Source organism: Bacillus sp. FSL M7-0791 (genome assembly GCF_038627085.1).
GTDB lineage: Bacteria > Bacillota > Bacilli > Bacillales > Bacillaceae > Bacillus > Bacillus safensis.
The window spans coordinates 718,986-742,041 of sequence record NZ_CP152022.1 but is presented as its reverse complement, the minus strand read 5'-3'; the positions used below and the strand labels follow the sequence as shown (position 1 = coordinate 742,041).

At 44.0% G+C, this 23,056-nt stretch carries 19 protein-coding genes; 5 read left to right on the top strand and 14 right to left on the bottom strand.

What is annotated here, in order from left to right:
- Nucleotides 1–162 precede the first annotated feature (162 nt).
- The 8 genes from MHI08_RS03655 to MHI08_RS03620 all read right to left on the bottom strand — a co-directional run bounded on the left by MHI08_RS03655 (nt 163) and on the right by MHI08_RS03620 (nt 11,511).
- On the bottom strand, nt 163–1,140 hold the full coding sequence (locus MHI08_RS03655; protein ID WP_342500003.1) for a tripartite tricarboxylate transporter substrate-binding protein: 978 nt from the start codon (nt 1,138–1,140) through the stop codon (nt 163–165).
- 3 nt (nt 1,141–1,143) lie between these two features.
- Nucleotides 1,144–1,839 (bottom strand): response regulator, encoded by a 696-nt coding sequence (locus tag MHI08_RS03650; protein WP_342500002.1) that lies wholly within the window; start codon nt 1,837–1,839, stop codon nt 1,144–1,146.
- A gap of 3 nt (nt 1,840–1,842) precedes the next feature.
- Complete coding sequence (locus MHI08_RS03645; RefSeq protein ID WP_342500001.1) at nt 1,843–3,438, bottom strand: sensor histidine kinase; 1,596 nt, start codon at nt 3,436–3,438, stop codon at nt 1,843–1,845.
- Between the two features lie 139 nt (nt 3,439–3,577).
- Nucleotides 3,578–6,709: an exosporium glycoprotein BclB-related protein gene (locus MHI08_RS03640; protein WP_342500000.1), complete on the bottom strand. Its 3,132-nt coding sequence runs from the start codon at nt 6,707–6,709 to the stop codon at nt 3,578–3,580.
- Nucleotides 6,710–6,821: 112 nt separating this feature from the next.
- On the bottom strand, nt 6,822–7,904 hold the full coding sequence (gene ribD / locus MHI08_RS03635) for a bifunctional diaminohydroxyphosphoribosylaminopyrimidine deaminase/5-amino-6-(5-phosphoribosylamino)uracil reductase RibD (protein ID WP_224427211.1): 1,083 nt from the start codon (nt 7,902–7,904) through the stop codon (nt 6,822–6,824).
- Nucleotides 7,905–8,187: 283 nt separating this feature from the next.
- Nucleotides 8,188–9,945 (bottom strand): WD40 repeat domain-containing protein, encoded by a 1,758-nt coding sequence (locus MHI08_RS03630; RefSeq protein WP_024426638.1) that lies wholly within the window; start codon nt 9,943–9,945, stop codon nt 8,188–8,190.
- Nucleotides 9,946–9,949: 4 nt separating this feature from the next.
- Nucleotides 9,950–10,753 carry an SUMF1/EgtB/PvdO family nonheme iron enzyme gene (locus MHI08_RS03625; RefSeq protein WP_024424597.1) on the bottom strand — a complete coding sequence of 268 codons (804 nt, stop codon included), beginning with the start codon at nt 10,751–10,753 and terminating at the stop codon, nt 9,950–9,952.
- A gap of 32 nt (nt 10,754–10,785) precedes the next feature.
- A complete protein-coding gene (locus MHI08_RS03620) occupies nt 10,786–11,511 on the bottom strand; it encodes a GTP cyclohydrolase II (RefSeq protein WP_024426639.1) in 726 nt (241 codons plus the stop codon).
- A gap of 119 nt (nt 11,512–11,630) precedes the next feature.
- On the opposite strand from MHI08_RS03620, the gene MHI08_RS03615 reads away from it, so the two are divergent.
- A complete protein-coding gene (locus tag MHI08_RS03615; RefSeq protein ID WP_254968622.1) occupies nt 11,631–11,756 on the top strand; it encodes a hypothetical protein in 126 nt (41 codons plus the stop codon).
- A 35-nt stretch (nt 11,757–11,791) separates the two neighbouring features.
- Here MHI08_RS03615 and MHI08_RS03610 read toward each other — a convergent pair whose 3' ends face one another.
- Both MHI08_RS03610 and MHI08_RS03605 read right to left on the bottom strand, forming a co-directional pair.
- On the bottom strand, nt 11,792–12,448 hold the full coding sequence (locus MHI08_RS03610; RefSeq protein ID WP_024424594.1) for a methyltransferase domain-containing protein: 657 nt from the start codon (nt 12,446–12,448) through the stop codon (nt 11,792–11,794).
- A gap of 959 nt (nt 12,449–13,407) precedes the next feature.
- Nucleotides 13,408–13,755: a general stress protein gene (locus MHI08_RS03605; protein WP_024424592.1), complete on the bottom strand. Its 348-nt coding sequence runs from the start codon at nt 13,753–13,755 to the stop codon at nt 13,408–13,410.
- Nucleotides 13,756–13,976: 221 nt separating this feature from the next.
- On the opposite strand from MHI08_RS03605, the gene MHI08_RS03600 reads away from it, so the two are divergent.
- On the top strand, nt 13,977–14,354 hold the full coding sequence (locus tag MHI08_RS03600; protein ID WP_024426642.1) for a YfmB family protein: 378 nt from the start codon (nt 13,977–13,979) through the stop codon (nt 14,352–14,354).
- 120 nt (nt 14,355–14,474) lie between these two features.
- Nucleotides 14,475–15,479 (top strand): NADP-dependent oxidoreductase, encoded by a 1,005-nt coding sequence (locus tag MHI08_RS03595; RefSeq protein ID WP_024426643.1) that lies wholly within the window; start codon nt 14,475–14,477, stop codon nt 15,477–15,479.
- A 37-nt stretch (nt 15,480–15,516) separates the two neighbouring features.
- Here MHI08_RS03595 and MHI08_RS03590 read toward each other — a convergent pair whose 3' ends face one another.
- Nucleotides 15,517–16,659 carry a DEAD/DEAH box helicase gene (locus MHI08_RS03590; protein WP_056767634.1) on the bottom strand — a complete coding sequence of 381 codons (1,143 nt, stop codon included), beginning with the start codon at nt 16,657–16,659 and terminating at the stop codon, nt 15,517–15,519.
- 152 nt (nt 16,660–16,811) lie between these two features.
- Here MHI08_RS03590 and MHI08_RS03585 point away from each other — a divergent pair, with 152 nt between their 5' ends.
- Nucleotides 16,812–18,365, top strand: coding sequence for an ABC-F family ATP-binding cassette domain-containing protein (locus MHI08_RS03585; protein WP_025092670.1), 1,554 nt, complete (start codon nt 16,812–16,814; stop codon nt 18,363–18,365).
- A 47-nt stretch (nt 18,366–18,412) separates the two neighbouring features.
- Here the strand turns inward: MHI08_RS03585 and MHI08_RS03580 are convergent, their stop codons facing one another.
- Nucleotides 18,413–19,603: an MFS transporter gene (locus MHI08_RS03580; RefSeq protein ID WP_056767631.1), complete on the bottom strand. Its 1,191-nt coding sequence runs from the start codon at nt 19,601–19,603 to the stop codon at nt 18,413–18,415.
- A 56-nt stretch (nt 19,604–19,659) separates the two neighbouring features.
- Nucleotides 19,660–20,085, bottom strand: coding sequence for a MerR family transcriptional regulator (locus MHI08_RS03575; RefSeq protein ID WP_024424586.1), 426 nt, complete (start codon nt 20,083–20,085; stop codon nt 19,660–19,662).
- Nucleotides 20,086–20,228: 143 nt separating this feature from the next.
- Between MHI08_RS03575 and folE2 the strand changes: the two genes are divergently transcribed.
- A complete protein-coding gene (folE2, locus tag MHI08_RS03570; RefSeq protein ID WP_342499999.1) occupies nt 20,229–21,125 on the top strand; it encodes a GTP cyclohydrolase FolE2 in 897 nt (298 codons plus the stop codon).
- 31 nt (nt 21,126–21,156) lie between these two features.
- On the opposite strand, the gene MHI08_RS03565 is transcribed toward folE2, so the two are convergent.
- Nucleotides 21,157–23,040, bottom strand: coding sequence for an ABC-F family ATP-binding cassette domain-containing protein (locus MHI08_RS03565; protein WP_056767628.1), 1,884 nt, complete (start codon nt 23,038–23,040; stop codon nt 21,157–21,159).
- Nucleotides 23,041–23,056: the final 16 nt, after the last annotated feature.

Sequence of the window (23,056 nt, the reverse complement as noted above, 5' to 3'; positions counted from 1 at the left end):
AAAAACAAAGGGTTTATTTTAGCCCTTTGTCTTCTTTTCAGCGTGATAGAAAACCTTTGAAGTCTAGGAAAGACGAGTACTGGAGCGAATATGAGATTCGTGAGCACCGGCACGCAGGAATGCGGGCGAATGCAAGGGTTTGTCTACACGCTGGAAGCGGTCTCACTCGACCGCTTGTTCTCCTTGTATCAATTGCTCATATTGCCTTAATTGATTCTCCATAAAGATCTTTGCCTCTTTGCTGTTCATATAACGACTTGTCCAGCCCTTTTGCTTTAATCGCTTTTTCCATGACTTCGTTTTCGTCATTTTTTGAAGAAGCTGATCCCATTCACGAATGTCATGCTGACTCATTTGTTTAGGACCCATCACACCGCGCCAATGGGAAAAGATGAGCGGAATGCCCTGCTCTTTCCATGTCGGCACATCTTCAAATCCATCTAAGCGCTGGCTGGTTGTCGTCGCTACGAGCTTCAGCCTCTTTTTTTCATAATCATGACGAACCTCTGTAATGGTAGTCGTTGCTGCATCCACTTCATGGTTGATGAGCGCCTGAAATAAATCATCTGCACTGTCAAATTTCAAAAATTGAATGCGATAGGGATCAATCCCTGCCATTTCTGCTGCCCGGGCGAATGAGATTTGATCATCATTTCCAAAGTCAGGGGCAAACCCAATTTTTAAGGAATCTGGTTTTTTCTTGAGGGCGTGTAACAGCTCCTTCCCATTTGCAAAAGGAGAATCCATCGGGACTGCGACGACCTGCCACTCTTCTGCAAGGATTGCCAGCGGTGTCACATCATTCATCGTCACGTTACTGCTGCCAAGTAAATTACGGCTTAACAATAAACTTGAATTTAAACTGATATAGTTGGCTTCCCGCTCCATCATGTATGTCCATCCTTTATCCACCGTTCCGCCTCTTTGATAAAGAATGTTCACAGGCCGGTTCACCAGCTTCTCTTGTTCAAGCACTGATTTCATCACCTGAGCCGTTTGGTCAAATCCCCCCTCTGGTACACCCGACACCACAATATATAAGGAGCTTTGCTGCAGGAAAGAGTCTCCGGCTTTTTTTTCATTAAAGGTGAGTGTTATACAAAGGCAGAGCATGATTACAAAAAGTATTCCTTTTTTCATCTTTTAAGACTCCGCTTGTTTGGCAGGATAATATTTACGTTCAGGTCTGCCAATGATTCCGTATGCAAGCTCTGCCCGGCATTCCCCTGTTGTCACGAGATACTCTACATACCGTCTCGCAGTTGTACGTGATGCGCCCATCTTTTCCCCGAGTTCTTCTGCTGTAATTCCGCTATTCTCTGATACCATCAATGTTTTCACTTTATCCAAGGTCAGTGAATTGATGCCTGTGGGGAGATCTCTGTCATCCCTTTGTTTTGGCTCTTCCTGCATCTGCCCAAAAAACAGATCGATCATCGTTTGATTGACTTCATCCTTTGAATTGATGATGTCTTTCTTCTCTTTATATTCGGTTAAAACTTGTGCAAACTTTTGTGCGGTCACCGGTTTGATTAAATAATGAACCACTCCGTAATGAAGCGCATCTCTTAAAAGCGTCGTTTCCGTTGCAGCCGTGATAATGATCACATCTACTTCAGGACAGCGTTCTCTTAAAAGCGGCAGCAGGTTTGTGCCGAGCTCATCAGGCATATACACATCAAGCAAAATGAGATCCACTTGTTCCCTCTGGAGCGCCTCCCACATATCTTTTGCACTCTTTGCCTTTCCAGCGACCTTAAATCCTTCTATCTTTTGAATATAAGATTCATGAATGGCAGCGATTCGAAAATCATCCTCCGCAATGAGTACCTTAATCACCATCTATTCCCCCTTTGTGCCTTTCGGTATGTATACAGTGAAGATGGCACCGCCTTCTTTTTGGTTCGCAACTTCAATCCAGCCCCCAAGCTCGTCCAATACTTCTTTCACATTCGCAAGCCCATAGCCTCGTCCTTCTCCCTTTGACGAATGGCCTCTTGTGAAAATCTGTGACAGTTCTTCTTCATTCACCCCATCACCTGAATCTGACACTTCTATGATAATATCAAACCCAATATCTGTGATGAACAGGTCAACCTCACGCTTCTCCTTATTTAATACAGCTTCAAAAGCATTGTCTACGAGATTGCCAATGATGGTGATAAAGTGAGATAAACTTAAATGAGCTGGGAGCGGCTCAAGTGAGCTATTTTCATCAATATGGAAATGGACTTTCTTCTCAGATGCTTTCCCTAACTTGCCAAGTAAGATGGCTTGTATTTTAGGAGACCGAATCTGCTTCATGAGTAAATCGTGCTGACGGTTTTGCAGATGATATTCTTCTTTAATTAAGTCGATGGCTTCATCGACTTGCTTCAGCTCAAGCAGGCCTAAAATGGCGTACAGCTTATTTGAGAATTCGTGCGTTTGGGCCCTTAGGTCTTCTGAATATTGGCTGACCTCTGTTAATGTATCCAGCAGCTTCGTCAGCTCTGTTTTCTCTCTGAAGCTCACAATCCCTCCGAATACTCGATGATCCTGCATTACTTTTTTCACATTTAAGACATAGGTTTTATCATTGACGACGGTTTCGATGTTAGGTTCAATCGTCTCTGCCTTTAAATAGAGAAGAAGTTTGGCATTTGGCAAGACTTGATCAATATGAAGAGGCAGCTTTGATGAGACGCTCAGCATGTGCTCAGCTGATGTATTCATCATCGTAATCGCGCCTTTCTGGTCAAACGCAATGATCCCTTCTTTTATAGCGAGCAGCATCGCTTCTCTTTCTCGATACAACGAAGCAATTTCATGCGGCTCAAGCCCTAATGTATCTTTGCGAATACTCTTCGTTAAAAAAATCGCACCGAATATGCCAGGCAAAAGCACGAGAAGGGCAATATAGCTAAGCTTCAATAGCTGATGAGCTGTCGCTTGATCAATTTCCTTTTTTAAAAATTCGACGGTGACTGTGCCGATAATTTCTTCATGCCCCTCTGTTTCTTTCATAATGGGTGCACTGCCTCTGACAACGGTTTCACCATTAGAATCATCAGTTGATATGGAGGTTCCTCCAAATAAGAGAGTACTTCTTCCTTCCGAAACACTGATGGTTTTTCCTACGTCCTCATGATTCGTATGAACAAGGACCTTTCCTTTTCGATTGGTAATGAAGATGGCATGAGCTCTTACTTGCTCCTTCATTTGCTCAAGCACTGCCTGTTCTTCATTTTGGGACGCTGATAGAGCCACCGATGCTTTAATGGGCGGCATATATGATATCGTTCTAGCGGTCTGCACCGCCAGCTGTTCAGCTTGCCCCTGCCTTTCTGATGTCTGCAAAAAACCAAAACAAATGGTTAATAATGCAATGACAACAAGCAAAAGCCCGATAATTAACCCCAAAATTTTCGTTTGTAAAGTGACTTTCCTTTTGCCCATTCTCACCGCTACAACCCCTAATTCAGTAGATTCACCGAATAGACTCTAAGAAAATGATATCATTTTTTCTTACTAAGTTAAGAGAAAATTCTTTCAAACAAAAAAGACGACTCAAAATCGAGTCGTCCCTGTATGCCTATTACGTGATCGATAAACCAGCACTCGCATAGCCTGCTACGGTATTCACTAAGGATAGACCTGTAGCTGATGCGGAGAATACAACAAGCAATCGTGTTTCAGGTGTGACTGGTACATTTAGACCAGTCGCAATACCATTTGCAATTGCACCCAGCGTTAAAACACCGGTTAAAGCTGGTGCTAAAGTGACACTCGCTACTTGAGTGAAACTGTTATTTGGTGTTGGTGAAGCAAACAAACTAGCTGTGACCGTAATACTTGTGCCAAGCAAAGAAAGAGCAGCTGTCGTACTGAAATAGCCGGCAAATGATGTGATTGTTCCGGCTCTAGGAACTGAGAACGCCATGTTGAGTAAAGTGCCTGCAGCGCCGGTTAAATCAATCACTCCGCCTAAAATACTGACACCTGTCGCTGAGTTACCAAATCCGATCAAGCTGGATGTTCCAACGAGACCGCCTGCAATTGTTGTCAGGACAGCAGGTGTACCTGAAGCAAACGGAATGATCGCACTCGATCCTGTCACTCCTGTTGGACCGGTGGCGCCTGTTGCTCCTGTACCTGTGACTCCCGTGGCGCCTGTTGCACCGGTTAGACCCGTTGCGCCGGTAACTCCGGTTGCGCCGGTTAGACCTGTAACTCCGGTGACTCCAGTTAATCCAGTTGCTCCGGTTGCGCCGGTTAGACCTGTGGCTCCCGTGGCTCCTGTTACTCCAGTTGCTCCGGTTGCGCCGGTTAAACCTGTGGCTCCCGTGGCTCCTGTGACACCGGTCGCTCCGGTTACTCCAGTTAATCCAGTTGCACCGGTCACTCCCGTGGCGCCTGTTGCTCCGGTTACTCCAGTTGCTCCGGTGAGACCTGTATCACCTGTGACTCCAGTCGCACCTGTATCACCCGTTACCCCAGTTGCTCCGGTTACTCCAGTTGCACCCGTATCTCCTGTTACCCCGGTGGCTCCTGTGACGCCCGTTGCTCCAGTTAATCCAGTTGCACCGGTTGCTCCTGTACCCGTGACTCCCGTGGCTCCTGTATCACCCGTTGCCCCAGTTGCTCCGGTGGCTCCTGTGACGCCCGTTGCTCCTGTCGCTCCTGTATCACCGGTTGCACCAGTTTCTCCTGTCGCTCCCGTGACACCTGTCGCGCCTGCGGCTGCTAATAACGTATAGTCTGAAGAAGTATCCGGTGTGCCTGTTGGCGGCGCTGTATTCACAACATAGGTTCCACCTTCATATGTCACCACTTGACCTACTGGATAGGTTGGCGCTGTTGCTGGGTCAAATGTCAGAATACCAGTTAATCCTACACCGGTTACTCCTGTTGCCCCTGTATCACCAGTTATCCCAGTTGCTCCAGTTGGGCCTGTGACGCCGGTTACACCCGTATCTCCTGTTACCCCGGTGGCTCCTGTGACGCCGGTTGCTCCTGTGACGCCGGTTGCTCCGGTCGCTCCTGTATCACCGGTTATCCCAGTTGCTCCAGTTGGGCCTGTGACGCCGGTTACACCCGTATCTCCTGTTACCCCGGTGGCTCCTGTGACGCCGGTTGCTCCGGTCGCTCCTGTATCACCGGTTATCCCAGTTGCTCCTGTCGCTCCCGTGACACCTGTCGCGCCTGCGGCTGCTAATAACGTATAGTCTGGAGAAGTATCCGGTGTGCCTGTTGGCGGCGCTGTATTGACCAGATATGTTCCACCTTCATATGTCACTACTTGACCTACTGGATAGGTTGGCGCTACTGCTGGATCAAACGCTGCAACTCCAGATAAACCGACACCTGTCGCTCCGGTCACTCCTGTTGCCCCTGTATCACCAGTTATCCCAGTTGCACCAGTTGCTCCTGTGACGCCGGTTGCACCAGTTGCTCCTGTCGCGCCTGTGATCCCTGTTGCTCCTGTGCCAGTAGCTCCGGTTGGGCCAATTTCCCCCGTCGCTCCCGTAACACCAGTGGCTCCGGTTGGGCCAATTTCTCCTGTTGCTCCCGTAACGCCAGTCGCTCCTGCAGCGGCCAATAACGTATAATCTGGTGACGTATCAGGTGTACCTGTTGGCGGCGCCGTATTGACGAGGTAAGTTCCTCCTTCATATGTTACCACTTGACCTACTGGATATGTCGGCGCTGCCGCTGGATCAAACGCTGTGACGCCGGCTAGACCTACTCCCGTCGCTCCTGTAATCCCTGTGGCACCGGTGGCTCCTGTGGCTCCCGTATCACCAGTTGCTCCTGTGACACCGGTTGCTCCGGTTGCACCGGTGGTACCCGTTGCTCCTGTGACTCCTGTGCCAGTAGTTCCGGTTGGGCCAATTTCTCCAGTCGCTCCTGTAACACCAGTGGCTCCGGTTGGGCCAATTTCTCCTGTTGCTCCCGTGACGCCGGTTGCTCCGGTTGGACCAATTTCTCCTGTTGCTCCCGTACCGGTAGCGCCTGTAACGCCAGTCGCGCCTACAGCGGCTAAAAGCGTATAATCTGGTGATGTATCTGGTGTACCTGTTGGTGATGCTGTATTCACAAGATACGTTCCACCTTCATATGTCACCACTTGCCCCAATGGATATCCTGGTGCTGCTGCAGCATCATACGGTACAACCCCAGTTAAACCCACGCCGGTGGCTCCTGTGGCTCCAGTTGGACCTGGATCTCCTGTGACACCTGTTGGCCCTGTACCTGTTTCCCCCGCTGCAGCTAATAATGTATAATCTGCCGACGTATCCGGTGTACCTAATGGCGGTACTGAATTGACGACGTACGTACTGCCATCGTATGTCACCACTTGCCCTACTGGGTAGGTTGGTGCTACTGCTGGATCAAATGCCAAGATGCCTGTTAAACCTACGCCTGTTGGACCGATTGGACCTGCTGGACCTGCTGGGCCTGCCGGACCCGCTGGACCCACTGCACCCGCTGGACCTGCTGGGCCTCTTCTTCCTCTCCCGCCTGGCGGACCTTGAATCACACAAACACAAGGATCTTTTCCGCAGCAAGGATTTTTTACTGGTTTCCTAGGCTTTTCTGATATCCCTTTTTTACAACTATCACATTCCCAGCCATCATCCTTATACGCATCATACCAGCTTCCTTTTTGGTAGTGGTCTGTCGAATGAGTTGGATATGTCTTACCACATTGCCTACATCTTTTCATGGAATCACCCCCATCCATCGTATTCATCATGACTGGGAAAGGTGTATGTACACTTTTATTTTTTTAAAATAATCAAAAGACCTTGCACTTTATGCACAAGGTCCTTCTTTCATTAAAGTCTCATCGTCATTTTTAAATCTTTTCCTACCATACTATAATCCATATCTACCGGACGGATGGCTTCTTTTAATGATTTCGTACCTTCTCCTTCAAAGAAAGTAGGTGCATCTTTCCCTCCAATTAATAATGGTGCCATATAAATAATGACTTCGTTCACAAGTGACGCTTCTAAAAAGGATGCGCTCACACTGCCTCCCGCCTCTACAAGCACCGACATCACAGAGCGCCTTTTCAGCATACGTAACACCGCATGAAGATCTGTCCGATTTTCTCCGCTTGTGACAAATACTTGATGTCCTTTTTGCACCAGTTGATGGTATTTTTTTTGATCGTACTTGTTTGAGGTACAAATGATGGTTTCTGCCATATGATCATTTAAACATTTCGCATGAAGCGGAATCCTTAATGTGGAATCTAAAATGACACGAATGGGCTGTGTCACGATTGAATCTTTTACAATAAGACCTGCATCATCTTGAATAATGGTTTCAACGCCTGTTATCACAGCATCTGCTTCTTGACGTAATTGCTGCACTTCATTCCTCGCTTCTGTCCCTGTAATCCATTTGCTTTCTTGATGAGCTGTTGCAATTTTCCCATCTAACGAAATGGCTGTTTTTAATATGACATAAGGAAGGTCTGATTGTATCGAATGAAAAAAAGGAAGATTTAAGCTGTCCGCTTCCCGCTTACATACCCCTTCTTCTACTTCTATCCCTGCCTGTTTCAACATCGTGACCCCTTTACCTGCTACAAGTGGATTTGGGTCCCTAGTGGCAATGACCACACGTTTCACCCCGCTCTTTATAATGGCTTCTGAGCAAGGGCCTGTTTTTCCATGATGCGAACAAGGTTCGAGCGTCACATATAGATGAGCCCCCTTCGCCTTATCTCCTGCCATTTGCAGCGCATGAATTTCAGCATGCGGCTCGCCCGCCTTCATGTGAGCACCAATTCCAACGATCTCACCTTTTTTGACTACCACTGCCCCGACAAGCGGATTTGGCGAGGTTTGTCCTTTCATGGCCTTTGCGTTGGCAATCGCTAGCTTCATATAAAAAACATCGTCTTTCATGTAAGTCTCCTTTCCTCTCTTTCAAGGGAAAGAACTCCTTCAGGGAATGAAGGAGTTCTATTCTCATGTGCTATATTTTTTCCATCCGTTTCTTTTCAGATCGATCATAGTAAGGCAAGGAATAAAAAAGTTTATAAGATGCTCGTTGTATACAAAAACAGCATTTGCGACATTCATATTTATTAATGAGGAGCACATGCGGACAATTGAGTACAGACAGACCTTTTTTCATATGTTCCTTGCAAACACTTATCATGAGAATCCCCCGCTTACATTCTTTTTCTTAATGAGAGATTACTTCTTTCGGAAATTGTTCAAATAAGCGTAATACTTCGGTATGCGTCCCATCTTCTCGAACGTGATAAATCCCGCCGTCATATGAGCTTGCATATACATCATTGCCTAATTGTCTGATGGCACTAATCCCATTTTGGGCAATTCTAATTGGGCCGGTGTTGACATCCAGCTCTGGATTCCACACAACGATATAGCCCCAATAATCACCGCTTACAATATAGCCTGAGTCTGTGACTGTGACCGATTTAATCGAATACTGGTGTTCGTTATGCTGGTCTAAAATTCTTCCTGTATGCAAATCAAACAATCTCACATTCTTGTCGCGGCTGACAATGGCGATACGGTCTCGTTTACTATCAATAAAGACATCATTTAACAGCTCTGTCGCACCAATGTATTCCGCTTTTAAGGACAAACTCTTTTTATCTAAAAGACAGATGGTTCCTTCAACTGCTGCTGTGATGATAAGATCTCCTTCTACCTTTAATGCTTTAACCGCACAATCGTGTGCTTTGGAACGGCCGATTTCCTTTAAGTGTTCTGTCGAAATGACATGGACATAACCGCCATAAGTTCCAATATAAAATTGACGATCCTCCTCGTGAAAATACACGCTGTTGACCGGACCTGTGTTAAGATCAAACGAAACCATTTGCTTTAATGACTCATGAACAATATGCACCTGACTTGCATGATCTCCCCACGCATAATAGCTTCCATCCCGTGCAACAGCTACTCCATTTGTTAAAACGCCCGTCGATTTGGCGATTTCAATCCCATTTTTTCTGAATTTTCCATCATCAGATGCGGTAATAATATCACCCGCATCAGTCAGCGCAATATCATTGATAGATGGTGTCGCCATTTCGATCTCATCTGATATGACTTTGCCCTTTTCGATCGACCATTCACAATATGTTTTTCCAAAGCTGGCCCCTAGTATTGACTTCTCATCCTCTGTCCAGACAAGTGAGCGCTCCCACTGATATTTATGAGGCAGCAGTGTATCGACTAAATCACCTGTTTCATAATTCCACAGCTTAATTAAATGGTCGTAGCCTGCTGTCAGCAAGTAATTGCCGCTTGGAGAAAAATTCACGCGCTTGACGCCCTGTAAATGGGCTTTGATGATTTTCTTCTCCTGTAAAGTAGCTGCATCGTAAATAATAACAGTGCCATCATCTCTGCCAAGTGCGAATACTTCTTTTTGATTGCTGCCGCTGATTGTATCGAGCTCATAATCAAACGGGCCGATTTCCCCTACAATTTCTCCGGTTTCATACAGCCATACAAGGACATATCCATCATCACCTGTTGTATAAGCTTTATCACCATGTATCCATACAGCTAATACATCTTTGCTATGGCCATGGAATTCTCTTAAAATAGCGCCCGTTTCGATATCCCAGACTAAGCATCTTCTATCTCTGGACACGGATACAAGTAAAGTATCCTGCTTCGCAAAAGCGACGGCTTCTACATCATCTGCATGACCAAACAACGTGCGGATTCGGGTATGTGTGCCTGTATCATACAATTGAATGGTATAGTCTGACGATGCACTTGCTAAATACTTTCCGTTTTCAGAAAGAGATAAAGAGTTAATGATATGCTCGTGACTGCCAATAAACGTTCCTTCTCCCGTCGCCCGGTTCCACTGATAAATACAGCGGTCATAGCCGCCAGTGTAAACAATTTGGTCGTGCTGAGTTGATAAAACAGATGTAATTGGTCCTCTATGCATAGTTTTACACTCCCACCTTTATATGTTGTTTTTGACGAGTCACTAAACGAAAACCAGTAAATCGAAAAACAGGATCTGGGTGCTTCCCGTGTCTTCTTGCGACTCTGCATAAATCTCCGCCTCTTGCGAAAGAGCCGCCTTTTAAAATGTAGTAGTCACTTCCGAGTGTTTCCGTTAAATCATCGACGACCTCGATGCCGCCTTCATAAACGTGATATTTGGTGTTGACCCATTCCTCGACGTTTCCTCCCATATCATAAAGACCAAATAAGGATCGGCCCTTTTCGTAATGACGGACAGGCGTCGTTTTTTCAATATTTGATTCGTGCGTATTGCAGTAAGAAGGATCAAACTCATCTCCCCACGGGTATTGATTTCTCGTGTTTCCCCGGGCAGCATACTCCCATTCTTCTTCAGTAGGAATCGAAACATCAATCCCAAGTTTCCCGCTCAGCCACTGACAGAACGAGAAGGCATCCTCAATGTCCATGCCCCAAGCTGGATGATCTTTTCCCCCGCCAAGCTCTTCGTTCGTTAAACTCTCCGGGTATGTCTGGCCTGTTTCATCACAATAGCTTTGATACAGTTCATTGCTGACGACCGTATCTGAGATAAAAAATTCGTTGATATACGGCTGATAGGACGGAAATTCTTTGTACAGCCATTTTTGAAATTTTTTCTCACGGCCGTAGGTTGGATTGAGCAGCTTGTCCTTCCAGAATTCTGCTGCCTTTTTCATATCTTCTTCATTACTTCCAATCGTTGCATAGCCGCTTGGGATTTGAATCCAATTGATATCAGGTTTCACGCTTTTCTCCCGCCTTCTTTCAATAAACTCGTCTATTGATTAATTAATTTCTTCTCATCGACCATATGCCCTGAGGCTGCTTTTGCCTTTAAATAGGCTTCATTGTAGAGAGAGGCTTCGACCGTATGATCAAACCGCAAAACAGGAAGACCGAAAGCTGCAATAGAATCGACTTTATCTGGATTGTTCGTTAGTAAATGCAATGGTTTTCCTTTGTTTAAATAGTGCAAAACAGCTGCTGCTTCCTCGTAATGCCGATCATCATCCCCGCAGCCGATCAGGCGGTTGGCTTCAAAAGTATCCAGCTGCATCTCCTGTAATTTATACGTCAACGCTTTTGCCATCAGCCCAATAGACCGACCTTCTTGATTGGCCATATACACAAGCATGCCTTTTCCGTAATCGGTGATTTTCTTCAGCGATAATGCAAGCTGTGGACCACAATCACATTTCAGTGACCCAAACACATCTCCTGTTTGGCAGACACTATGGATTCGCACAAGCGGCGGCCGTTCATTTTCAAAGTCGCCAAATAAGAGACAAGAGGAAAAGGTTTGCTGCGCGGTACTCATTTGGACAATCGATTCGATCGTTGGTTTTGTATCCCGTTCAACAGGCGCGAAGGCATACCACTTAAATGGCACTTCTTCATGTTGAATGGAAATTGGCAAATTCACAGGCCCCACGAGCAAATAGTGTTTATCTTGAAAGGTAAAATGATGAATCATTGATTGTAATTCATCTACAAACTTGTTCATTAGTCTCCCCCCTATTCATCACTGCACCCAAATCGACTCCCATAGCGCAGTGATGGAGTGATGAATATGTGTACGCACCCCTCAGCTTGTGTGCTCCCGCAGAAGGAAATGGATGTGCGATGTCTCTCATCGTTTTAGACCTTGTCCTTTTCCAGTACAAAGGAGCAGAAATTTTGGTTCATATGCTTTATTTTCTGTCAGAGCAGCAAACGCTCTTGATTGGCAGACGCTCTTTCTTCCCATGAACTCCTCTGCTAGCTTTGAATCACTCACCTTTGTACTAGATTTTGACGGCAATGACATGATGCTGGCTTATTCCAGCCTTCGCTTGTAACGGTGATATGGATACAAGCTCAAGACCTGATGTACAAATTTTTTCGCCAAGCTGAGAATCTGAAAATGAAAAATGGAAACGGCCATCTTCTCCGATTAATCCTGTTTTCCACTGTTCTCCCCAGACAACAAGTGAAAAGACACCGCCTTCATGAAGTAAAGAAGAGACCTGTTTTAAATAACGTTCATGATCATCAGGATGTTGATGATGAAAGCAGCCATGATCTAAAATTAAATCAAACTGCATCCCGCGTCCCTGATCCATGGACCATGACATAAAATCTTGATGAACAAAATGGACAGGAACTGTTTCTCTTTTCTGTAATCCTTCCCACTCCTCATGCTCATACAGGTCGATACCGACATATGCGGAAAGCCCGCTTAAATGTTCTAGTGCACGGCCGTTGCCGCACCCGATATCCAGCACAGAAGCAAGTGCATTCTTTTCCCTTGAACGCCATGCCTTTAATGACATCACTGCTGCGTCTGTTAAGGATGGATCAGTAGACCACATATCTGTTCTTTGCTCATAATGCTCTTGGAATGCCATGCGCATCTTTTCTAAATACAATCCACTGTCTTCATGGTACAAAGCCTTTTTCATCATGAAACCTCCTTCAATTCACAATCTTCTTTTCGGGCAAAGGTGGTTTTCAAGCCAAAAACCTTATGTTAAAATGAAAGATGGATTTTTTAGGAAAATCTGTTTTTCTGAAAAAGAAGAGAAGCACCCCACATGTTCACTCTTCTTTTTCAGCATTCATCCTCATATGCAGCCGTTCGAAGGCCGCACCGCCTCAGCTTGTTCTCTCTTTTTTTCATATGAGTTCACCTCCTTTACCGTTCGATCAACTCACATTTCTTATTGAAACCGCTTTCTCTTTTTTATAAGGACTTAACGTCTTTTGGACAATCTCTTACACTGTGCTTTTAGTAGAAAGATCAATCTACTGTTTAGAATGGCGATCATTTTTTCTTCAAGTAAACGACGATTTGTTCAGTTCTAGTAGACATTTTTGTATCTAAGAGGCGCTTACGCTTTGGTTCTTGCCACCCCCTTTCACTAGATTATGCTTCGAATAAACCTGCCGGAAATTTAACAACTAATTCCATAATGACTGGATTAAGCCAAATATATTGTTTTTAGTTTATTTTGTCAACAAATTATTTCCTAAACATTAAAATGAATTTTCTAATTGAAAATACAGGTAATTTTCGTGGTTTTTTGACCTTAAAACACTTATTTCTACACAAAAATACAACTTAAACCAATAGAACTAAGAAATTTATCTACTAAATTACACAAGTTTTTTATTTAATTTTAAATCAAAATAGAAAGATACAATGATTATTTCCCGAATGGTTTTTTGTGATATTTCGACTATTTTTTCTGATTCTTCTTGATTTTCATTGGTATAACGGCATTTTCAATTAGAGAGTTTACTATTTATTCCATACTTCTGTATTTACTTAATATCGTAAAAAAGATATATGTCTCTCTTTCAGACATGGAAGCATGAAAAAAAGCCCCTTACAAAAGTAAGAGGCTTTTTCGGTTGGCGTTTACGCCCAGTTTTTCACTTTTTCATGATCTGTGACAAAGAGAAGGACTTTCCCTTCGTCTAAATGTTCTTCAAATGTCTCAGCTTCTTCTTTTGAGAAACCAATTTCATGAATTTTATTGCGGAGCTCATCGCCCTTTTTACTAAAGATGTTCCCAACCGCATGTTTGAGTCCAACTTCTCTTGAGCCAATCGTATTGGCATCTGCATTACTTGCAATACGCTCTGTTCGGTCATCGTCATGGGACAGAACATAAATGTCCTCTCTTGCAACACCGAGTGCCTTTAATTGCTCTACATCTTTTTGAAGTGTTTCATCATTTGAATACTCTCTTACAACAGGTTTCATTTTATATTCCTCCTTTAACGTCTTACGAATCTTTTACCCGTCACTTTTGACATTAAACCTTCCACGAGCACATCCAAATTGCTTGATCGACGTACCATGTCTATCGACTTATTTTTGACAAAAAGCCTGTAAAAATGACTAAATTTTCTGAATTATTATGTTCAATCCTGTTGATTTGTTGTACAATTCTTATACTGGAGGCTAGAAATGAGGGAGAGCTGATGTATTACTTTTCAGCGGAGCAGCAGTTTAATGCTTGGGTTGTCAGTGATTTGGTGAAACAGCTTTTTCAAAAGTGGAATCCTGAAGAAGCAAATACAAAGCCGCTTACATTGTTTGCCGAACAGCACTTTCACATCTCCATTGATTATCTCTTTTCCATCATTATTAACATTGGAGATATCGAGTCAATTGAACAAGATCCACAAGACATGTTGTCCTCATACTTGAATATCCTTTTTCCTTTTGTGACGCGCGATATGATGAAAGCCTCCATGCAAAATGCAAACGAATATTTGTTAAAAGAACGTGATGCGGATGTGTATCAGCTGTTTGGCTGTCTCCCGCCGCTCCTCTCTGTATCTTTTCAGAAAAAGTAGTCCCTTCGATGAGATGGCGGCTGCTTTTTTGTGTGTGTTTTGAAAAGACCGTATGTTTTGAACGAAAAGAAGCATCATGTTAATGTAAATCTAGGCTGTAAGTGAAAGGGAGGATTTTACATGAGTCAACAAAAGCAAATTCAATTAGCTAAACGTCCAAAAGGATTACCTACAAAAGATGTTTTTCATTTTGAAACAGTAGATATACCTGTGCCGCAAGATGGAGAGGTCTTGATTCAAACGAAATATGTTTCTGTAGATCCTTATATGAGAGGACGAATGCAGGATACAAAATCCTATACACCTCCGTTCAAGCTAAATGAAGTGATTCAGGGCGGTGTCGTCGGAGAAGTCGTTGAGTCGAAATCGCCTCAATTTGAAAAGGGTGATTTTGTCCTTGGATTCCTTGGATGGCAAGAATATTCCACTGCCAAAGCTGAATCTCTGACTAAAATTGATCCGTCCATTGCGCCATTGTCCTATTATTTAGGCATTTTGGGCATGCCAGGGCAAACCGCTTACTTCGGCCTGCTTGCGATTGGCCAGCCAAAAGAAGGCGAGACGGTTGTCATCTCTGGAGCCGCAGGAGCTGTTGGTTCTGTTGTAGGACAAATCGCTAAGATCAAAGGCGCACACGTCGTTGGAATTGCCGGATCTGATGATAAACTCGCTTATTTAAAAGAATTGGGCTTTGATGAAACGATTAATTATAAAACAACAAATGATTTAGATGATGCCATTGCAAAAGCCTGTCCTAACGGCGTTGATGTGTACTTTGACAATGTAGGCGGCGAGATTTCAGATGCGGTGATGAATCATTTAAACCGTTTTGCACGCATTCCAGTGTGCGGCGCCATTTCTTCTTATAATATTAGCGCAAGCGAGGACATCGGGCCGCGTGTGCAAACAAAACTCATCAAAACAAGCGCATTGATGCAAGGCTTCATCGTTGGCAACTATTCAGATCGTTTTGGAGAGGCAGCGAAGGATCTCGCACAATGGGTAAAAGAAGACAAACTCACATATAAAGAAACAATCATTGAAGGCTTTGACAACATTCCTGATGCATTCCTTGGACTATTCAAAGGGGAAAATGTCGGAAAACAGCTTGTCAAAATTTCATAACAAAAAAGGACCCTGCCAATAATGGAGGGTCCTTTTCTTATGCCTGCTTGGGCGCAAGGTGCAGCTGGCCTTGCTTATACACAATTTCTTCAAGCGAAAGATTCAGCTTTTTCGCCATTTTTTTCAGCATTGATTGCTCTTGAGGTGTGACAAGGCTGATGACTGCGCCTTCTTTTCCTGCGCGTCCGGTTCTGCCTGAACGGTGAATGTAGCCCTCTTCATTTGGCATATCTGCATGAATCACATATGGTAGATCATCAATATCGATTCCTCTTGCTGCAATATCTGTTGCAAGGAGGAGCGAGAATTCACGCTGTTCAAATGATTTCAAGATCACAGCACGTTCAGCTTTTTTTGCCTCACTATGAAGGACACCAAGGTCGACATGATGGTACGCTAATTTCTCTGCATAAATGCTTAAGTTCGTAATGTCACGCACAAAAACGAGCGCCTGCATGTCCTCAAGCCGTGATAGCTTTTGCAGCAGTTTCACTTTGTCACGCTGATCACATAACAGATAATAGTGACTCACTTTCTGCGCTTCTTCCTCGCTTCTAGCAATTTTCAATACTTCTGGTTCAGATGTCATTTCTTTGATCAGCTGAACGGTTTCTTCTTTCAACGTTGCAGAAAAACAAAGGATTTGTCTTTCTTTTAATGTGGACTTAATGATCCCTTGGATCGTTTTCATATGCTCTGGCACAAGAAGCTGATCTGCTTCGTCTAATACAATCGTTTTGACTTCATGCATTTTCAGTTTCTTGATTTTGATTAATTCTTGTACTCGGCCCGGTGTCGCCACAACGATGTTCGGATGTTTCTTTAATTTTTCTTGCTGCTTCTTGATGTTCGCTCCACCAATCAAGGAAACCGCTTTGATGTTTGATCCTTGTTTGAACTCTTGCACGACATCAAAGATTTGCATCACAAGCTCTCTTGAAGGTGCCAAGATTAAGACTTGCGGATGCTTGATATTGACATCAATTTTATTTAAAAGCGGCAGTACATACGCAAGTGTCTTCCCCGTTCCAGTTGGCGATTCTGCGATCACATCACGCTTCTCCGTAATCCACTCTGCTGTTTTTTCTTGTATAGCTGTTGGTTTTTCGAAGCCAGCCGCTTGAAAATTTTCCTGAATAAATGGCTTTGCTTCTTTCAAAAATGCCCAATTTTCCGTCATGTCGATCTCCTTTATCCTCATTCAATCTATCCTTTAGTATCTCAAAATCAGCTTTGAAACGCAATTTTTCTTTTGATGCTTTTATCGAGCCGGACAGTTCGATATAATCATGAGAGGCACTAGCCGTTTTGAATCTATTTGAGGTGTAAAAAATGATATTATCTGTTAAAGATTTAAGTCATGGCTTTGGCGACAGAGCCATTTTCCACGAAGTGTCCTTCCGTTTATTAAAAGGCGAGCATGTCGGCTTAATCGGCGCCAACGGTGAAGGAAAGTCAACGTTTATGAATATTATTACTGGCAAGCTGGAGCCAGATGCAGGAAAAGTCGAATGGGCGAAAAATGTCCGTGTCGGCTACCTTGATCAGCATACCGTGCTAGAAAAAGGAAGAACGATCCGTGAAGTCCTTCAGGATGCATTCCATTATTTATTTTCAATGGAAGCTGCGATGAATGACATTTATGGCAAAATGGGTGAAGCCGATCCTGATGAGCTGGAAAAGCTGTTAGAGGAAGTTGGCGTCATTCAGGACGCACTGACAAACAATGATTTCTATATCATTGATTCTAAGGTCGAGGAGATTGCAAGAGGTCTTGGCTTAACGGATCTCGGATTGGACCGTGATGTGACGGAGCTCAGCGGCGGTCAGCGTACGAAGGTCCTGCTAGCAAAATTGCTGTTAGAGAAGCCAGAAATTCTCCTTCTCGATGAGCCGACCAACTATTTGGATGAGCAGCATATTGAATGGCTGAAGCGCTATTTACAGGAGTATGAAAATGCGTTTATCCTCATTTCACATGATATTCCGTTTTTAAACAGTGTCATCAACTTGATTTATCATGTTGAAAATCAAGAGCTCACGCGCTATGTTGGTGATTATGATCAATTTAAACAAGTGTACGAAGTTAAGAAGCAGCAGCTTGAAGCAGCCTATAAAAGACAGCAGCAGGAAGTGGCTGAACTAAAGGATTTTGTCGCAAGAAACAAAGCACGTGTCAGCACAAGAAATATGGCGATGTCCCGTCAAAAGAAATTGGATAAGATGGATATGATTGAACTGGCAGCAGAAAAACCAAAACCAGAATTCCACTTTAAACAGGCACGTACGTCTGGGAAACTGATATTTGAAACGAAAGATTTGGTCATCGGTTATGATGAACCGCTCTCCCGCCCATTGAATTTGAAAATGGAACGCGGGCAAAAAATTGCGCTGTACGGTGCTAACGGTATCGGAAAAACGACGCTGCTCCGAAGTCTTCTTGGGGAAATCACACCTATTTCTGGTGAGGTGGAACGTGGAGAATTCTTGCATATTGGCTACTTTGAGCAAGAAGTAAAAGAGCAAAACAGCAATACTTGTATTGAAGAAGTATGGAGCACCTTCCCTTCTTACACGCAATACGAAGTCAGAGCCGCTCTTGCAAAATGCGGATTAACGACAAAACATATTGAAAGCCGTGTGTCTGTATTAAGCGGAGGAGAAAAAGCAAAGGTCCGTCTTTGCAAGCTGATCAACGAAGAAACCAACTTACTTGTTCTCGATGAGCCGACAAACCATTTAGATGTCGATGCAAAAGAAGAACTAAAACGCGCCTTAAAAGAATATAAAGGCAGCGTCTTATTGATTTCTCACGAACCTGAATTTTATCAAGATGTGGCAACCGAAACTTGGAATTGCGAATCTTGGACGACAAAAGTATTATAACGACAAAAAAGCCTTATATCTTCAAAAGATATAAGGCCTTTTTCTAATTAATGACCTGTTTGGATATTCACCAAATGCTTACGTCCAAGGAGCAGAATAATCATGCCTAGAAGAACAACAGCAGCCCCGACATAATAAGGTGTACTTGCTGTATACGATTCAGCGAGAACTCCGGCAATCCAAGGAGCAATCGCGCCCCCAATAAACCGTACAGCACTGTAAGAGGATGAAGCAATTGAACGTTCAACCGGTGCTGACCCCATCACAGCTGTTGTGAGCACTGTATTGATCATACCGAGAATTCCCCCAGCAATGACAATTCCGCATATCACGACCACAACATGAGACGTCCATACCCCAATGCCGAATAAGATCACAGCAAACGAAGCAAACAGAACCACAAGTGAAGTCAATGTCCCAAGTTTGCGATGAATGACCGGCGCTGAGAAGACAGAGGTCACAGCCAAGAATAGCCCCCAACCAAAAAAGACATAACCAAGTCCATGCTCATCAAGATGGAGCACAAATGGTGAATACGCTAAAAGCACAAAGAAACCGAAATTGTATAAGAAAGCGGCAGATGCCATCGTTAAAAGTCCTTTATATTTTAACGCCCCGACAGCCTCGAAAAATTTCACTTTTTTCTGCGGCTTTTGCATAGGTGGAAGCATAAAGGTAATCGCTAAAAGTGCAATGAGCATTAACACGGCAACGCCAAAGAAAGGCCCGCGCCAAGAAATTGTTCCAAGCTCACCGCCAAGCAGCGGTCCAACCGATATCCCAAGACCTAATGCTGCCTCGTATAAAATAATGGCCTTCGCACTTCCTCCAACAGATACACCGACAATGACAGAGAGTGCAGTTGAAATAAATAAAGCATTCCCAATGCCCCATCCGCCTCTAAAGCCAATCAATTCATTAATCGTTGAAGAAGTACCTCCTAAAGCAGAAAAAACAATAATAAAAATGAGTCCTACTAATAATGTCCATTTCGCACCAATCCGGCTAGAAATAAAGCCGGTGAAAAACATCACAAAGCCGGTTACAAGTAAGTAGCTTGTAAATAAAAGAGACACCTGACTTGGAGATGCATGTAATTGCGATGCAATGGCTGGCAGAATCGGGTCCACGAGTCCTATTCCCATAAACGAAATCACACACGCAAAGGCAACAGCCCAAACGGCTTTTGGCTGCCTAAGCAGACTTGTACGCTGTTTCAACACTTCTTCTTCCTTCATTCCATCAGAACCTTTCCTTCAAATGTTGACAAAATAAAATAAACACGCAGAGGTGTTTATTTTTGTAATTGCTCAATTGCATGAGCCGCTCTTTCTTTCATCGCTTCAAGATCCTTTTTAAAGGATTGAATGGTTTCAAGCTTTTTTGAAATCAATTGATGCTGCACAGTCAGCTGCGCCTCAATATCTAACAGCTTCTCTAATCGTTCCTTCGGATCAAGCGACAGCAAGTAGCCTTCTTTATTCAGCTCTAGCTGCTTTCCGATTTCCATAAACGATTGAAGCTCCTGTAAAGAAAAGCCGAGTACCTCTTTTGCCTGCATCACTTTCTCTAGCTCTTCCATGTCGTCCTCTGAGTAAAGTCTGACTCCGCCCTCTGTCCGCTTTGGTGCTGATAATAAACCAATCTCTTCATAGAAACGAATCGTCCGTTTTGTTAGTCCGCTTCTTTTCGCCACTTGATCAATTTTCATCCATTCCATCACCAGTGCCTCCTGCTCATCAATTCATGTTTTATTATACACCTTTATAACCTTAACGTAAACGTCAAAGTTTTAACCCTTGATTTCCTCCCTGTTTTATCGCAAAATAAATAGTAATTATTACGATTTAAAGGAGGTACTATATGCGCTCATTTCTATCTAAAGAAGAACGGCACCAGCTATTCGGATCTGTACCGCCAAGTCTTGGCACAAAGCCTTGGCAAAAAGAGAACATGACGGACATTCAAAAAACAGAGCAGGACTTTTATTTTCATCTTGAACAAGTCGGGATCTGCCGCATGTCCTATCCGGTGCATATCGTATCTAAAACAGCACCACAGCGCCAGACAACTACTGCTGAATTTTCACTGAGTACTTCCCTGCCAGCTCATCAAAAAGGCATTCATATGAGCCGTCTCACTGAACAGCTGCACTCGTTTTATGAGAGCAGCAAGCCGCTTGATGTGAATGCCCTAAAAGAATTGACGGCAGCGCTCGCCCGGAGAATGAATCAGCCCTCTGCTTCCGTTCAAGTTGCCTTTCCATGGTACATGGAAAAACAGAGCCCAGTCACCGGTCAGTCAGGCTTGATGCATGCGACTATCAAATATGACGTCCATTTTCATGAAAAGGACGGATGGACCTGTCACGTCGGCTGTGATGCACAGGTCACGACATTATGTCCCTGTTCCAAGGAAATCAGTGAATATGGTGCACATAATCAGCGCGGATCTGTTTCCATTCTAGTAGGATTGTTTGAACAAGCATCGCATCCTGACGACATCAAGGCCGCTCTTTTACATATCATTGAGTCCAATGCGAGCGCACCGCTTTATCCCGTGCTCAAAAGACCTGATGAAAAGAAAGTGACGGAAGAGGCTTATGAAAATCCGCGCTTTGTAGAAGATATCACAAGATTAATTGCCATCGAATTATATGAGCAGCCATGGATTAAATCCTTTCAAGTCGAGTGCCGTAATGAGGAATCCATCCACCAGCATGATGCGTATGCCAAATGCTCCTATCAAAAAAACCTGTAGATCGCTCTACAGGTTTTTTATTTCCACTTCTTTATTCATTTAATTCCTCAATCATAAGCGACAGTTCTGTCCAGCGGTCCATTGCTTGTTCTAGTTCTTCCGCAACGGCTTTTTGTTCGTCCATCAGCTCTTGAATTTTCCCAAAATCACTGCCTGCTTCCGCAATGCCGGCTTCGAGCTGCTGATGTTTTTCTTCTAATGCTTGTATCCGGTCTTCAATCCCGTCCCATTCAAGCTGGTCTTTATAAGAAAGTTTTTTTCTCTTTTTCGGCGCAGCTTCTACTTGTTTTTCAGCAGGCTTTGTCTCTGTCCGCTTCTGCTCTTTTTCCTGTTCCATATAATCGCTGTAAGCACCTTGGAAGTGTGAAATGCGGCCATTTCCTTCAAAGACAAGCAGACGGTGAACCACTCGGTCTAAGAAATAACGATCATGGGACACGGTGATGACGACGCCAGGGAACTGCTCTAAATAATCCTCTAAAATACTGAGGGTCTCTGTATCAAGGTCGTTCGTCGGCTCATCTAAAAAGAGAACATTCGGTTCTTCCATTAAGACCTTCAATAAATACAATCTGCGGCGTTCTCCCCCTGACAGCTTACGGATAAACGTCCGCTGCATCGATCTTGGGAAAAGGAAGCGCTCCAGCATCTGCTCTGCTGTGACAATGGCGCCATCAGACGTCTTGACAATCTCAGCTGTTTCCTTGATATACTCAATGATGGTCAGCTCATCATTCATTTCCTTGTGATCCTGCGTGTAATAGCCAATACGAACGGTTTGTCCAATGGTCAATTGTCCAGAAGTCGGTTCGATTTTACCCGCTAAACAGTTCAGCAGAGTGGTTTTGCCGACTCCATTCGGTCCGATGAATCCGATACGATCACCCGGCACGACTAAATCTGTAAACCGCTCCACAAGGGTCTGGCCAGCAAATGAAATCGATAAGTCTTCTGCCTCGATCACTTGTTTTCCTAGGCGGTGCGAGCCGATGGCAAAATCAAGCTCTCCCTTCGCATCAGGCCCTTTTTGATCCTTCAGCTCTTCGACTCTGCCGATTCGTGCTTTCTGCTTTGTCGTTCTTGCTTTTGCTCCTCGTCTCAGCCATGCAAGCTCTCGTCTAAGCAAGTTTTGACGCTTCGTTTCTTTTACCTGAGCCTCTGCTTCCCGCTCCGCTCTTTTTTCTAAAAAGACTTCATAATTTCCTTTATACGTATAAAGCTGTCCTTGATTTAACTCATAAATTCGATTGGCCACCCGGTTTAAGAAATAACGATCGTGCGTCACGAGAATGACAGCACCGCTATATTGGCTTAAATATCCTTCAAGCCATTCAATGGTGGCATTATCAAGGTGGTTGGTTGGCTCATCTAAAATCAGCAAACCTGCAGGCTGAATTAAATTTTTAGCAATGGCGACACGTTTCTTCTGTCCGCCTGATAATGCATGTACAGAGCGGCTCACATCTTTCACGCCAAGCTTTGTCAAAATCGTTTTGGCTGAAAGGTTCGCATCCCAAGCGTCTTCCTGATCCATTCGGTTTTGCATGCGCATCAGCGCCTCTTGTTTTGCCTCATTTTGCGGGTCATGCTCTAAATCAGCGAGTGCCTGTTCATACGCCTTCATCGTTTGAATCATTGGTGCCGTTCCTGAAAAAATGTAGTCAAGAATCGTTTCATTTCCGCTCATTTCAGGATCTTGCTCAAGAAATTCGATATCAAGTGTCCCTGCTTTCGTGATGTCACCTTCCTCAAAAGATTCAAGTCCTGCGATCACCTTTAGAAGCGTTGACTTCCCTGTACCATTTGGTCCAATCAATCCGATGCGCTCCTTCGGTTCTATATGAAACGAAATATGATCAAACAGCGTTTTCTCGCCATAGGTTTTATATAATCCTTCAACATTCAATAAACTCATTTTATCAGCCCTTACA